This window comes from Sporosarcina obsidiansis, assembly GCF_009651005.1.
Lineage (GTDB): Bacteria > Bacillota > Bacilli > Bacillales_A > Planococcaceae > Sporosarcina > Sporosarcina obsidiansis.
The window spans coordinates 184,737-199,989 of record NZ_WHVW01000003.1; the positions used below are offsets into that span (position 1 = coordinate 184,737).

General features: G+C 41.0%; 10 protein-coding genes. 7 read left to right on the forward strand and 3 right to left on the reverse strand.

Annotation, left to right across the window (positions count from 1 at the left end; all coding sequences use genetic code 11):
• Positions 1–183 precede the first annotated feature (183 nt).
• The 4 genes from GD002_RS04440 to GD002_RS04455 all read left to right on the forward strand — a co-directional run bounded on the left by GD002_RS04440 (position 184) and on the right by GD002_RS04455 (position 5,662).
• Positions 184–1,431 (forward strand): EAL and HDOD domain-containing protein, encoded by a 1,248-nt coding sequence (locus GD002_RS04440; RefSeq protein WP_153731129.1) that lies wholly within the window; start codon positions 184–186, stop codon positions 1,429–1,431.
• Between the two features lie 180 nt (positions 1,432–1,611).
• Positions 1,612–3,276 (forward strand): BCCT family transporter, encoded by a 1,665-nt coding sequence (locus GD002_RS04445; RefSeq protein WP_153731130.1) that lies wholly within the window; start codon positions 1,612–1,614, stop codon positions 3,274–3,276.
• Between the two features lie 65 nt (positions 3,277–3,341).
• Entirely contained in the window at positions 3,342–4,118 is a 777-nt protein-coding gene (locus GD002_RS04450; protein ID WP_153731131.1) for an ABC transporter ATP-binding protein, read from the forward strand.
• Positions 4,119–4,210: 92 nt separating this feature from the next.
• Entirely contained in the window at positions 4,211–5,662 is a 1,452-nt protein-coding gene (locus GD002_RS04455; protein ID WP_153731132.1) for a phospholipase D family protein, read from the forward strand.
• 39 nt (positions 5,663–5,701) lie between these two features.
• Here GD002_RS04455 and GD002_RS04460 read toward each other — a convergent pair whose 3' ends face one another.
• Positions 5,702–7,432 (reverse strand): methyl-accepting chemotaxis protein, encoded by a 1,731-nt coding sequence (locus GD002_RS04460; RefSeq protein WP_153731133.1) that lies wholly within the window; start codon positions 7,430–7,432, stop codon positions 5,702–5,704.
• A gap of 237 nt (positions 7,433–7,669) precedes the next feature.
• Here GD002_RS04460 and GD002_RS04465 point away from each other — a divergent pair, with 237 nt between their 5' ends.
• The 3 genes from GD002_RS04465 to GD002_RS04475 all read left to right on the forward strand — a co-directional run bounded on the left by GD002_RS04465 (position 7,670) and on the right by GD002_RS04475 (position 10,675).
• Positions 7,670–8,287 (forward strand): NAD(P)-dependent oxidoreductase, encoded by a 618-nt coding sequence (locus GD002_RS04465; RefSeq protein ID WP_153731134.1) that lies wholly within the window; start codon positions 7,670–7,672, stop codon positions 8,285–8,287.
• A gap of 138 nt (positions 8,288–8,425) precedes the next feature.
• Complete coding sequence (locus GD002_RS04470; RefSeq protein WP_153731135.1) at positions 8,426–10,000, forward strand: sensor domain-containing diguanylate cyclase; 1,575 nt, start codon at positions 8,426–8,428, stop codon at positions 9,998–10,000.
• Positions 10,001–10,063: 63 nt separating this feature from the next.
• Positions 10,064–10,675: an SAM-dependent methyltransferase gene (locus GD002_RS04475; protein ID WP_153731136.1), complete on the forward strand. Its 612-nt coding sequence runs from the start codon at positions 10,064–10,066 to the stop codon at positions 10,673–10,675.
• A gap of 396 nt (positions 10,676–11,071) precedes the next feature.
• Here the strand turns inward: GD002_RS04475 and GD002_RS04480 are convergent, their stop codons facing one another.
• Positions 11,072–12,379 carry a uracil/xanthine transporter gene (locus tag GD002_RS04480; protein WP_228548293.1) on the reverse strand — a complete coding sequence of 436 codons (1,308 nt, stop codon included), beginning with the start codon at positions 12,377–12,379 and terminating at the stop codon, positions 11,072–11,074.
• A gap of 202 nt (positions 12,380–12,581) precedes the next feature.
• Complete coding sequence (locus tag GD002_RS04485; protein ID WP_228548294.1) at positions 12,582–14,999, reverse strand: EAL domain-containing protein; 2,418 nt, start codon at positions 14,997–14,999, stop codon at positions 12,582–12,584.
• Between the last annotated feature and the right edge of the window lie 254 nt (positions 15,000–15,253).

The window sequence follows — 15,253 nt, forward strand, 5'->3', positions numbered from 1 at the left end:
AGAGGGAGTAAAGATTTGGTGCTAATCCATCATGCATAAAATTATATTGGCGACTAGTTCTCAAGGATTATTTTGTAGGTAGAGATCTTGATATTAGGCTCATTTACGTATACATCGAGAAGACAAGCAAGCGAGTCTAGAATATAGAAATCGACATTCAAGTCGGATTTGGAGTGGAAATGAATGAATGATTGTTCGATATTCATTGGTAGACAGCCGATCTTAGGGCGGCAAGGTAATATTTATGCGTATGAGTTGTTATATAGAAATAGTGAAGAAAATGTTTTTCCAGATATTAATCCCGAGCAAGCAACGATTAGCCTGCTGGTTAATACATTTCTTTCTATAGGCGTGGATCGAGTAACTAGTGGTGTGCCTTCCTTCATTAATTTTTCCGGTGAGCTTTTAGCGCAAGACTTGTTCATGAGTTTGAATCCTGATCAGGTCGTGATTGAAATTCTAGAGGGTGTAGAAATCACCCCTGCTCTTTTGCGGCGCTTGCAAATGTTTAAAGAAGCTGGTTTTACTCTTGCTCTGGATGACTTTACTTTACAAGATCAATACATTGCGTATCCACAATTGTTCAAGCTCGTAGACATTGTAAAAGTAGATTTCTTGTTGACCAGCAGAGAAGAAAGAGCAAGGATTAAAGGTTTTTTGAAGAAGTATCCATCAATTGTTTTATTGGCTGAAAAGGTGGAAACGGAAGCCGATTATCAGTTGGCTTTGAAAAGTGGATATGATTTATTCCAAGGTTATTTCTTCGCGAAACCTGAAATTATAAAGAGTGCAGAAATTCCTAGTAATACATTGATTCATTTGCAAATTATTGAATATTTCCAGAGTGACACGCAGTCGATTAATGAGCTCGCTGATTTAATCATGCGAGATGTTTCTATTTCTTACAAACTGTTGCGTTTCATCAATTCCTTGGCTTTTGAAATACCGAGAAGGATTAGTTCGATTAAACAAGCCATCGTTCTGATTGGCTTGAATGAAACGAAAAAATGGCTACAAGTCCTGATGCTTCATGACTTAGGAAAGGATCTGCAAAGCGGCAGGGTGACTGCACTTGTAGAGCTGTCACTTCGACGTGCCAGAGCATGCGAACTGTTGGCAGAATACAAGGGGAAGTCGAATAAAGACGAGTATTTCTTGACGGGGATGTTTTCGATGATTGACGCCGTTATGAGTAGAAAATGGGAAGAAATTTTGCCGCTTTTGTCTCTATCGGATGTCATTATCAATACATTGAATGGTGAAGAGACGGAGATGACTCCGTACCTGCAACTCATCGAGGCGGTAGAGCGTTTTGAGTGGGAGCAAGTGAAACGATTATCCAGCCAGTTAGCCATTCCAAACAAGAAACTAAGCGACATCTTTTTGCATGCATTACGGTGGTCGCAAGGAATAGAAGAGAACTTTAACTGAATACGAATAGATGGCATCTTCGCTTGAAGATGCCTTATTCGGTGTGTATCATATACAGCTATAACCCATTTGGTGACTTTATTCTGCATTTTATGTGGAAGAAAACACGTTACATATTCTTGAATTAGGGTATGAAGTAGTAAGGAAGTTACCAAATGAGCACTAGGAGTCGATTTAGCTGTGAATAAAAAATTTTGGAAAAACCCCGTGTTCTCTATTTCTGCAGTATTTATCTTGATACTTGTACTATTAGGTGCAATTATGCCAGGACCGTTCGGAGTGGTTTCTGAAAAACTTTACCACTTCACAACAGATAATTTTGGTTGGTTTTATTTGCTGGCTGTATTTATTGTCATTGTATTTTTAGTGGGACTAACCATCAGTAAGTATGGAGCCATCCGTCTAGGCGGTGATACCGAGCGTCCGGACTATCCATTTTTCACATGGATCGGAATGTTGTTTTCTGCCGGCTTTGGCGTAGGGCTCGTATTCTGGGGTGTGGCGGAACCGATGAGTCATTATTTTAGCTCGCCACTTGCAAGTGTGGAATCACAGACAGAGGATGCAGCACGAGTAGCAATGGGGTATGCATTTTTCCATTGGGGAATTTCGCAATGGGCGATTTTTGGCATTGTCGGTCTAGTAATTGGTTTTTTACAATTCAGAAAGAAAAAAGACGGTTTGATCTCCACTGCGTTGGAGCCGCTTATAGGTAGCAATCGATATGTGAAAACTGGAATCGACTCATTCGCTGTTGTGGCAACAGTCATGGGGATCGCTACTTCATTAGGGATGGGTGTCCTACAAATGAGTGGCGGGATGGAATATGTGTTTAATATGAAAAGCACCTTCATGATCCAGCTTCTTATCATTGCGGTTGTGTTTGTTGCCTATATGGCGTCTGCTTCTTCAGGACTGAGTAAAGGAATTGCCTACTTAGGAAATTTTAACCTTGGGATGGCGATAACGATGTTAGCCTTCTTCTTCCTTGTCGGTCCTAAAGTATTTATATTGGAAACCTTTACACTTGCTATTGGAGATTATATTAATAATTTCATTACATATAGCTTGCGATTACAACCATATCAAGGAGGAACTTGGGTAAAGGACTGGACTATTTTCTATTGGGCTTGGACGATTGCCTGGTCTCCTTTTGTAGGTGCATTTGTGGCACGTGTTTCGAAAGGACGTACGATACGAGAATTTATCATGGGGGTTATGGTCATACCACCAGCATTTTCATGTATGTGGATCGCGACACTTGGAGGAACTGCGTTATATAGTGATTTGCGCAATGGGACACAGATTGCAGAAGCAGTCGATAACGATGTAACTTCGGCTATTTTTGCGACGCTTCAACACTTACCTTTTACGAATGTTGTTTCATTTTTAGCTATCGTTCTTATCTTTACTTTCCTCATCACCTCTGCGGATTCTGCAACGTATATTCTAGCTAGTATGACAACAAAAGGAAGTTTATTTCCACCGATGACTGTTAAATTAATCTGGGGCTTCCTAATGTCAGCTATTGCAGCAGTTTTGTTATATGCAGGTGGACTAGAAGCATTGCAATCGGCTTCTCTTGTCTCAGCCTTGCCGTTTACGTTGTTTCTGTTGCTGCTTATCTTTTCATTGGCCAAGTTGTTGCAACGCGAACCGATCACTGTCAGGCCGACCGATATCCGACGCTTTGAGAATATTGAAGGAGAAGTGAAAAAGAAACGCAAACGGAAGGAAAGTGAGAAAGAGAAGAAAGAGCGTAAAGAAAAAGAGAAGGCTCAGAAAGAAAGAGAAAAAAGAGAACGTAAATACCTGGAACTTGAAAAACAAAAAAAACATCAATAAACTGGAAACCGGACTGCTGGATATAGCAGGAACCGGTTTTCTGCATATTGGAAAGGGGAATACATATGTCAATTGTAAAAGTGTCTGATATTTATTTTAAAAGAGGCGACAATCAAATCCTCAAAGGTCTGGATTGGGAAATTTCAGAGGGGGAGCAATGGGGAATACTGGGATTGAACGGTTCGGGCAAAACCTCATTGCTATCAATTATTTCTACATATGAAATTCCTTCTTCAGGAGAAGTGAAAGTACTCGGGAAGCGATTCGGCAGTACCTATTTGCCAACGTTACGGAAGAAAATTGGATATGTTAGCAGTTCATTGGAAAAGTTTACGGATTTCTTCTGGACAGAAACAATTGAGCGTGTCATCATCAGCGGGAAGTTCGCTAGTTTTGGTATTTATGATCAAATCGTTGATGAGGATTGGGTTCGCGCTGAGTATATAGTGAAAGAATTTCGGCTAGAACATGTCAAAGGACAGAAGTTCAGCGTGTTATCAGAAGGGGAAAAACGAAGAGTTCTAATTGCGAGAGCATTAATGGGAGAACCAGATTTGCTGATATTAGACGAACCGTGCTCTGGATTGGATATCTTAGCACGAGAACAATTTTTAGAAGTCCTTGAAATCGCTACGAGAAATAATGTACATCTTGTTTACGTTACTCACCACGTAGAGGAGTTGGTCCCTGAGATCACGCATGTACTGCTGCTGAAAGAAGGAGAAGTGGTAGCGGCAGGGCCGAAGCATGAAGTGCTTACCGATGAACTTTTATCTGAAACTTACAACGTACCTGTATCAGTAGAATGGCGCTTTGACCGTCCGTATCTTTCTATAAAATAAAGCTAGCAAGCATAGTTTATGAGTAGCTAGATAGGGAATGTTTCTAATACACAACTTCACGATCTGGAACTGGTTAGGAGGGGGCAAACGTCATGGCGAAGAAGAAACGTAAGATAACGAAAAAAAGGATTGCATCATATGCCTTGCTTCTATTCGCATTGCTCTATGCCGGTGTCATGCTTTGGCACACTTACAAACCATTGCCCGCAGGTGTATCTTATGAAGGAGAACTGCATCAAATACAGGATGTCGAATTCATTTATGACCTGTCCTATTCCCAGAATAAATCTAAAGAACACTATAAATCTGAATTACGTATTTTTAATGAAGTGTTTCAAATGATTAGGGACGCAAAGCAGTTTATTGTCTTGGATTTCTTTCTAATGGACGATTATTATGATGAAAAGGAAGATTTTCCACAACTTGCAGATCAGTTGACGACTGCGTTGGTGGAGAAAAAGAAAGAAAATCCAGACATGCCCATCGTCTACATAACCGACCCTTTGAATACAGGATATGGTTCTTATGAATCGAGATGGTTCAAGGAATTGGAGAAGGCTGATGTTCAGGTAGTCTATACGGATTTAGAACCATTACGTGACTCCATGCCAATTTATTCAGGATTATACCGCATTTTGTTTCAATGGATTCAGACTGACGGCAAGGCTCATTTCCCCAATTTTCTTGCTAGTGACGCACCGGATGTGAAATTCACTTCCTACTTAAAGTTGCTCAATGTCAAATCTAATCACCGAAAAACACTGGTGACCGACCAAGCTGCGTTAGTGACATCGTCTAATCCACACGCTGCCAGTGGTCGTCATGGGAATGTGGCGTTTAAAGTAAAAGGGCTAGTGCAAAACGACATATTGGAGGCAGAAGAGGCTATTCTGCAATACTCAGAGGGTGGAAAGCTTCCGCGTGTGGAGAATACGGAAGAAGAAGGGGGACCTTATCAAGTTCAATACTTGACGGAAAGTAAAGTATTGAATGCCCTCGTTGACGATATAGCCAAAACGAAAAAAGGCGATAGAATTCGAATCGGTATGTTTTATTTGTCGGAACAGCAAGTCATTCAACCTTTGGAAGACGCAGCAAATCGTGGTGTCAAAGTGGAAATGATCTTGGATCCGAATGAAAACTCATTTGGTAGTAAAAAGTCAGGCTTGCCGAACCGACCCGTTGTACAGGAGATTAGGGAAAATACTGACGACAAGATTAAAGTGCGCTGGTACAACACCGTCATCGGACAGTATCACACGAAGTTAGTGGCGATCCAAACCGCTGAGAAAACGTATATTTCGAATGGGTCATCCAACCTGACAGAACGTACCTTACGAGATTATAATTTGGAAGCGAATTTGCGAATTATTGCGCCAACAGACAGTAAACTAACGGGTGAGATCAACACATATTTTGATCGACTTTGGGATAATGAAGACGCCCTGTATACGTTAGATGTAGAAGAATATCAGAACGGCTTGACGTTCTTCCAGCGAGGCATCTATGCACTGCAACGTTGGGTAAAGCTGACGACTTATTAATTAAAAGACGCCGTTCAGCGAACTGAACGGCGTCTAACTTTAAGTGAAGCGCGCGACTAATTCATGCATTTTCTCTGCTTCATTATGCAGTTCTACAGAGGAGTGCATGATGGACGTGATAGCTTCTTTTTGTTCATCGATCGAAGCGTTGACTTGCTCGGTGGCGGCAGCAGATTCGGTTGCTACGGTAGCGATTTCATTGATCGCATTGACCACAACGAGCCGGTTGTCATCCATCTGGTGCATTTCTCCGTCTAAAGAAGTAAGGTGGCTCGTAATTTCCTGGATAGAAGTGGACAGACGGTTAAACGCGCTTTGAACATCTTCAATTGCTACAAACTGAGCTTGCGACAAATGGAGTGTATTTCCCATTTTTGAATCAGAAGTGGCTGTTCCTGCTTCGATACGCCCGAGTAAATCACGTACTCTTCCAGTTGCTTGATGTGTATCTTCAGATAATTTCCGAACTTCCGCAGCTACTACGGCAAACCCTTTTCCGTGTTCCCCTGCACGGGCTGCTTCGATACTAGCGTTGAGTGCCAATAAATTGGTCTGTTCTGAAATAGACGTAATCGTTTGGATCACTTGTTGGATTTCTTGCATTTGATTGGTCAAACTAGAGAAGTTTGTACGCAACTCTTCAATAACGATCGTAAATTTTTTCGAGTTCTCCGCAAGTTCCTCTACTTTTTGGCTGCCATTCTCCTGTAATTCAGTGACGTCATTCATTTCTTTTATAATCGTATCGTATTGGCTTGTAGTGCTTGCGATCAGTACGGATAGGTGCTCCACTTTGCCAATCGCTACTTCAGCCTCCTCAGCTTGCGTAATGGCACCATTTGCTACTTCCGTGATGGCGTGGTGGATTTCATCTGCTGAGGCCGTTGTTTCCTCGGTAATCGCACTAAGCATTTCAGATGAAATTCTCATTTGCGAAGAGGAATCACGTGTATTACCTACCATTTCTTGCAAACTAGCTTTCATATTATTGACGTTTTCGGCCAATACACCTAGTTCATCTTTTGAGATGATAGGAATAGTAGGACCTGATAATACCCCTTTTGCAATATCAGATGTCATGCTCATGATTCGCTTAATATACTCCATCATGCGGCTAGAGAAGAACCAATAAAGCGCCACACCTACCGATGTAGCGATGATTGTCATGATGAACGTATAGTATAATACTTTATTTGCTCCGACGTTAAAATCCATTTCATACGTACCGGCTGCAATGATCCATCCCCACTGTGGATCCATTTCAGCGTACGTAATTTTAGGAGCCTTTTCGTCAGGATTGCTTGGAGTTGGCCAGTCATAGCTGACAAATCCGCCACCAGCTTTTGCGGCATCGATCAATTCCCGAACAAAATAACGACCATCGTCCGTTTGAAAGTCGTACGCACTTTCCCCTTCAATGGAAGGGTGGACTTCCAGTAAACCATTTTCATCAAACGCATAAAAGTAAAAATTTTCTCCGAATTTGGCAGGGTTATCAATTGAACGTGTGCCCTCCCCAGTTTTTTTTCCTAAGATTTGGATGCGTGCACGTTCTTGGGCTTCCTCCAACGTCAAGGCACCTGCTTGTACTTGTTTATCCAATTCTTCAATGACTGAAAGCAACACATGCGTACCATTCTCCAGACCTAATCTCCCCATCTTATCCAACTCATTTTTAGCCAATACATAATTGACAGTTCCTACAGCTATGGTAGGCACTAATATGACGATTAGTGCGAGTAAAACGAGTTTTGTTCTTACGGATTTCATTACCTCTCATCCCCCTTTATGTATAACTAATATACTATTAAATAATTATAATCTATAATGCTCACTTAATATACATAATTTTAAAACAATTTAAACAATTGTTAAACATTAGCATGCTGTTTAGGCAGGATAGATACTTTATAACTATTTTGGTTCTCTTACATTTATTAGGGGAGAGCAAAGAAAGTGCAAGGTTGCAAATTACTGTTGTAAAGTGAAAGATAGGAGGGATGTCAGATGAGACTTGTGATTTTTGGAGCAACTGGACGAACGGGAAGTGAAATTGTCCATCGTGCATTGCAGGATGGTCATGAAGTGAAGGCGCTAGTACGAACGCCAGAGAAGTGCGTGCCACATCAACGCTTGACTCTTATACAAGGGGACGTACGAGAAGCAGAGGCAGTGAAGCAAATGATTGCTGGAGCAGATGCTGTAGTGAGTGCCTTGGGAACAGATCGGACCACGACATTGACGGAAGCGATGCCAGCAATCATGGAGGGAATGGAGATTCATAGAGTCTCGCGCATTCTGACGATCGGAACAGCAGGCATACTCCAAAGCCGAATAGATCTTTCTAAACTGCGATACGAGGCTGGTGATTCAAATCGTAAGCTGACATTTGCAGCGGAAGAACATCATAAAGTGTTTAAGATGCTACGTAGTTCATCATTGGACTGGACGATTGTATGTCCCACTTATCTGCCAGACGGGGAAGCTGTGGGAACTTACCGTATAGAACGAGATGTACTGCCACTCGATGGAAAACAGATTTCAACTGGTGACACGGCAGCGTTTGCTTATCAAGAATTAATCGAAAAAAAGCACATTGGCTATCGAATAGGTATATCCTATTGACACATATGAAAGAGTTAGGAATACATGACAAAGAAACGTAACGTTTGAACTAAAATAATAGAAGATTGGATATCATTTCCTTTGTCTTATGATATAATAGGTCCATAGTATCGTAGTAGAAGGAGAATGGGAAGATAAATGAGATGGTCCTTGAAGAATTTGATTCAGATCGTTGCGTTACTAGCGATCATTTTGACCTTTCTAACCAGTACAACTGTTGGCTATAGAGTAAACAAAGAAAACTTAATACAGACAACGTTAGAGACCAATAAAGCATATGCTAAGAAATTGTCTTCCACAACTGATACATATTTGCGCGATATCCTTCAAACACTTGAAGTGAATGCAAAAGAAGTTATCCCGTTGCTAGACGATCCAGATTCTCAGCCGAAGCTGAATAGTATAGCGGAACGGATTAGAACGCAGACGAGTACTTTTAACTCTGTCGCTATCGCTTCCGCTGATGGTGTGGTAATGGGGGTATCACCTCCAAGTCTTGATTTAATAGGGGAAAAGTTGACGTCTGTAGGGGCTAGGCAAACGATAAAAGATAAAAAGCCTTTAATTTCTAACCCGTATGTAGGAATTACTGGAGAATTGATAATTTTCATCAGTGTTCCATTACTAACAGAAGATAATGTGTATCGAGGGTTTTTGGGCGGAGCTATCTACCTTAATAAGCCAAACATTTTAGAGAAAATTTTAGGGAATCATTTCTATGAAAATGGATCGTACGTCTATGTTGTGGATAGAAAAGGGACATTAATCTATCATCAACTTGAGGATCGGCTGAAAGATGACGTTTCTGAAAATGAAGTAGTTCAAAAGGTGATTACAGGAGAAAGTGGTGCGCAAGAGCTCGTCAATACGAAAGGGGTTCCTATGCTCGCTGGCTATTCTTATGTTCCCATTGCTGATTGGGGAATTGTATCTCAGCGACCCGTAAATGTTTCTGTCGCATCTGCGAAAAGCATGGTCTTTGAGATGATGTGGAAGTCACTGCCTTTGCTGCTGTTAGCTTTATTCTTAGTGTGGTATTTGGCGAAGAAAATTGCGCTTCCGTTGCAAAAATTGGCGTATTACACCGAAATGAGTACTGAATCCGATAATAAAGAAAAGATGGAGTTGGTTTCAGATTGGTATTACGAGGCAAGGCAGCTGAAAGGTGCCTTACTTCATAGCTTGGATTACTTCAAGAATGAGATGAATTTTTTCATTCACGAATCGACGACAGATCCATTGACGAAACTAACAAATCGCCGGACGATGGATGACTTAATGAAGAAGTGGGTAGCGAGCCAGACTCCGTTTGCCATGTTTATTCTCGATATCGATAAATTTAAACGAGTGAATGATAGATATGGGCACGGGATAGGCGATGAAGTCTTGATTTATTTGGCGAATTGTATGCAACAAGTCGTTAGAAAAGGAGATATCTGCTGCCGATATGGTGGAGAAGAATTTGTCGTTTTATTCCCAAAATCCGATAAAGTGACGGCTTATCTGATGGCAGAACGGCTTCGTGAAACGTTAGAGAGTACTGTCAGTCCATGCGGGGAGATTGTCACCATCTCTATAGGTGTGGCTGCCTATCCGTTGCATGCAGACCATCCTGCTCGATTAATCGAATTGGCAGATCAAAGTCTATATGAAGCAAAACGTACGGGTCGGAATAAAACAATCGTGGCATCCAATGAACCTCAGCATGAGTAGTACATGCTGAGGGTTTCTTGATTGATCAAAGACGAAAGAGAAAACAGTAAGGGAGTTAGACGGATGGAAGAGAGGGAAATAGATAAACGTTTGCATGTTCAGACTATAGGCATACGTGAGTGGAACCATCAATCCTCACATTATAACCGTTATGAAGCGACACCATATGAAGCACTAGATTTTCTGTTCTCTCGACATAAGATTCAGACAAGCGGAGGCTGGATTGACTTCGGATGTGGCAAGGGACGTGTTCCATTTTATGTGCATTATCTTTATTCATTGGATGTGACAGGCATTGAAATGAACTACGTATTGCATCAAGATGCTATGAATAACTTGATGGATTATCGGCAAGCTTTTCCTAAAAAACGAGGGACATTGTCATTTAAATGCTGTTTAGCAGAGCGCTATGAAATCCCTTCAGACGCGACCACGTTTTATTTCTTCAACCCATTTTCTTTAGATATTTTCCGATCGGTCATTCACAATATCATCCGTTCTATAGAATTAGCCGCACGCCCTGTGGAAATTATTTTATATTACCCAACCGCAGATTATGAACAGTTTCTGCAAGACCATTCTTTATTCGAAAAGATTGTAGAAATCCCTATCCCCCATCTATATGTATATGACGAGCAAGAACGATTTCTTGTGTATACGTATAAAAAGCCCTGATCGAATGGATCAGGGCTTCAGACTATAGACAAAAGAAAGGAATTGGGCAGGGTACCGTTGATCTACGTTCCAGGTGGACGCGTTCCGGAGGGCGTGGCTTGAGCCGCTTCCCTCGCTTTGCTCAGTCCAGGGTCTCAAGACACACGCTGATCCTCCCGGAGTCGCCACCCTCCACTACGATCAACTAGCGTAATTCATTGATTTTTTAAGTAGTTCATTCCTCTTCAGCTTATAAAAAAGAAGCAAGTGTTAAGTTCTTATTATAGAACAACGTTAGTGTGCTAATCCTATTGAAAATTAAAGATTGTGAGCCGGTTTTTTAGTTTTTTTTGTGTTTGTCTACAAGCTGAAGCCCTGATCGAATGGATCAGGGCTTGGTCGTTATAGAATGAAACCTTATGAAATTCTGCGTGTGCTGAAGCGTTGGCCAAACCAAAATATGAGTTCCATTAAAAGTGCTGCTAAAATTCCGACGAGCAACCCACTGGAAAGAAGGGGTTGAAGCAATTCTGGTAGTGATGCAAACACAGTTGCAGGCAACGTCATAATCGATAGACCGAGTAAGGCTGGCAGCGCCACGCGATAAATCGTCTTGGGCTCAAATGTCAATCCTTCTACATTACGCAAAGCAGAACGGAACAATTGTAAGTAGGCTACGAAAAGAACCGTATTCCCCACACTTTGAGGAATGGTAGAGAAGAATGCACTTAATGGCGGTACCAAGCCGAGAACAATAAAGAGGATCGAGCCGATAAAGAAAGGAAGCCGTTCTTTAATGCCACTAGACTGTAAAAATCCGATGGACGAGGCGTAAGGAGCGTACGGGACAAGTCCAAGAGCGCCCGCAAATACATTCAATCCGCCGGTAATGAGAAAAGACGTTTTGTATTGCATTTTTGTCGTCTCTTTCTCGAAAATATCTTCTGCACCCTTTAACGTAGCCACTGTATTTGTCGTGTTTAATAGCCCCGTGATGATCACTGTGATGACGATCCCCATTTCAATTGTCGGTTCACCCCAAGGAAACCATTGAATAAAAGGGGTGGTTTTAATCGTTTCTGTAGCTTCTTGAGGAAATAGTAAAGCAGCGCTGACCCAGCCGACTGTCATGCCGATCAGTAGATTCAAACTACTTATAATACCTTTTCCTTTAACATGCACTAGAATTGTCAGTGCGGCCAAAACGAATGAAAATAGTGTCGTTGTCAAATTTATGTAATCTCCGTCATTGAGACCAATCATCCCCTTTAAGAAGATTGTGATCAGTTGATTGGCTAACAATAATAGAAAAACGAACATTACCGCTGGCGTAAACCACTTCTTGAGTATTTCCCCCATACCTAGTACTCCAAGAATGGCAACTAGTACTCCTGAAATCATCGCACCGACTGCAATGCTTCCCCCAACAGTCGTCAAGCTGACCCCCATCGCACTTGCGGTGCCCGCTAAGCTCAATACGACACCCCACCAGAGCCCGGATTGTCCTTCCATAAGTGCTAATCGATGCCCTAACGTACCTTGCAGTAGACAGGCAATTCCAGTGAAAATAAATGAACGTTGTATAGCAGAGACAATTTCAATTTGCTCCAATTCAAATGCTGCGCCTACCGATATCGGAATGACGACCGTATTGGCAAACATGAAAAAAAGCCATTGAAACCCTGCTAACGCGGTGACAGAATACCGCATCTGATTTGTTCCCACTCAACATCTCCCCCTGTGAAAAACTCATCCCTTTGAAACAATTATTAAGTTAGAAGAGTTTAAATATAGAGACAACTATAGCATATTAGCAAATGAAATAGTATGGTTTCTTGCTGAAGAAACGTCGAGAGAGGGGATATCTTGATGGCGAACAAAAAAAGACCAACAGATGCTCATCCTGCTGATCTTTCCGAAATTCTCGTTATAAGTTGCTTTCCAATAGCTTCCCAATCTCCTCACACGGTAGGGGCTTGGAATAAAGAAAACCTTGTGCTTCATCGCATTGGAGCATTTTGAGGAACTCTGCCTGCTCTACAGTTTCGACTCCTTCGGCAATGACTCGAAGGTGTAAATTCTTAGCCAAATCGATGATTGCTTTGACGATGACGGAATTATTATTTGTCAGCTCCCTGACAAATGACTGATCAATTTTCAAGTGTGTGATCGGGAACTTGCTCAAATAACTCAAGGACGAATAACCAGTTCCAAAGTCATCAATGCTTGTTTTGATCCCTATCTCTCGCAACTCTTGTAAAATCTTTTGACAGTAATTCACATCTGAAGTCATACTCTCTGTGATTTCGATATTCAGGTAGTTCGGTTGCAGTCCAGTGATGAGCAATGTGTCTTTCACATCGGATATAAAGGTTGGACTCTTAAACTGGCGCAATGAAACATTGACACTCATGCGAATAGGTGGATACCCAAGATCTTGCCATTCTCTTGCTTGTCTGCAAGCAGTTTTCAATACCCATAAACCAATGGGGAGAATTAAGCCTGTCTCTTCCGCTATTGGAATGAACTGACCGGGTGATATCATTCCCCTCGAAGAGTGATTCCATCGCAAGAGGGCTTCCACTCCATTTATTTGTCCTGTCATAAAATCGAGCTGTGGCTGATAATGAAGGGATAATTCATTCTTCGGTAGTGCTTGTCTTAGTTCCATTTCAATTAAGGTTCGTTCCACTAAATCATTATAGAGCTCTTTCGTAAAAAATTGAAACGTGCTTTTGCCGGATTCTTTCGCTAGATACATGGCAGAATCCGCATTGCGCATGAGGGTATCATAATCTTCACCGTCATCTGGATACATACTAATCCCAATGCTCGGTGCGATAAATATCTCCAAATGATTAATTTGAAATGACTTGGATACTTCTTCGACTATGCGCTGTGCTACCAATCGTATACCTGTTTTGGTAGTAGGTGCGCACAACACGATAAATTCATCTCCACTTAATCTGGCTACCATATCATTGTGGCGAACGAGCAGCTTTAACCGCTCACCAACTGATTTTAGTAGTTGGTCTCCGACATAATGGCCCATTGAATCATTAATGTTCTTGAAGCGATCTAAATCAATATACAAGAGAGCAAATGATTCTTGGCTTTTCTTCCGAACTTCAATTGCTTGCTCTACAGATTGCTTCAATAAACGTCGATTTGGCAGACCCGTTAAATGATCGTGAAATGCCATATGCTCAACCAGTCGCTCTGCTTCTTTACGCTCTGTAATGTCAATGGCAGTACCTACAACTTCCACTACCTGGTCTTTATCAAAAATAGGAGATAAATAGACAAGGAATGTATAAGACTGATACTCTATTTCGAATTGAGAGCTGCGACCTAATAGACCTTCTAATAAACGACGTCTGACATTTGAAATATTTATGTTTTTATCGTAAACCATTTGATTAAGAGTATTTAGGTTGACTCCAATTTTTTCAGTGATTTTACCTTCTAACAGTGTAATGTTAATTTGTTTATTTTTATCAAAAGAGTATTTGAAAATAGCATTCTCAAGATTTTTCACAGTAGTGGAGAAATCATTTTTTAGAGCAATTTCCAATGACTTTTCTGTCTCTTTTCGTGCTGTAATATCCTGTCGAATGGATATATACTGGAACGGTATTCCTTTCTTGTCTACGAAGGGAATAATAGTGGTGTTGACCCAGTAATCCTGTCCATCCTTGGAACGGTTTTGGATATCACCTCGCCAAACTTTACCTTGCTGTATCGTCTGCCACATTTCTTTAAAAAAGCTTTTAGGATGAACTCCAGAATTGACGACACGATGTGTTTTTCCAATCAATTCTTCACGTGAGTATTTAGATAGTTTGCAGAAATGATCATTTACATATGTAATTATGCCTTGTGGATTTGTAATTGCTACGACAGCTGCTTCATCTAAGGCTTGTTTAAAGTTTTCAAGATCAGTGCGAGTCTTTGCGAACTCACGAGAAACTAGTTCAGAATCGGTTACATCGATATCGAGTGATAAGTAGTTTGTCAATTCCCCGTTGACACCGTAAATAGGTACAACTGTTACATCCATCCATGATTTCTTACCGTCTTTTGAATAAATCCGCACCGTCTCTTGATATACTTTTTCGGTTGCAAAATGTTTTTCAAAGAGACAAATCGTTTGTTTAATAGACAGTCTATTGTTCAACATGTTCCATGTGTTACCAATCAATTCTTCTTCGCTGTAGCCTGTTAGCCTGCAAAAATTCTGATTCACATACGTCAGGTAACCATTCGGATCAATCAATGAGACGCAGAACGTTTCTTCGAATAATGTAGACAAAGAAGGATTGAATGTAGGTGTGTGTAAGGGCATGATATTAACCCCCTCTCTTAAGACGTCTCTCGAATAGAATAAGAACGAAATTGTGGTTCGTAAAAATTATTCATGTATTCTAAAGTTATATCGGTATATTAAGTAATAAGTTGTATAAAGCATCTGATTTTCATAATTATAACATATTAAAAGAGAGTATTGAACTAGTTTTGGAGGATGATAAAGGATTTTGTAGAAGATGAAGGATAAATGATAATTCCCTTGTTGATTTGAGAAAAGGCGGAAGCGTTGGT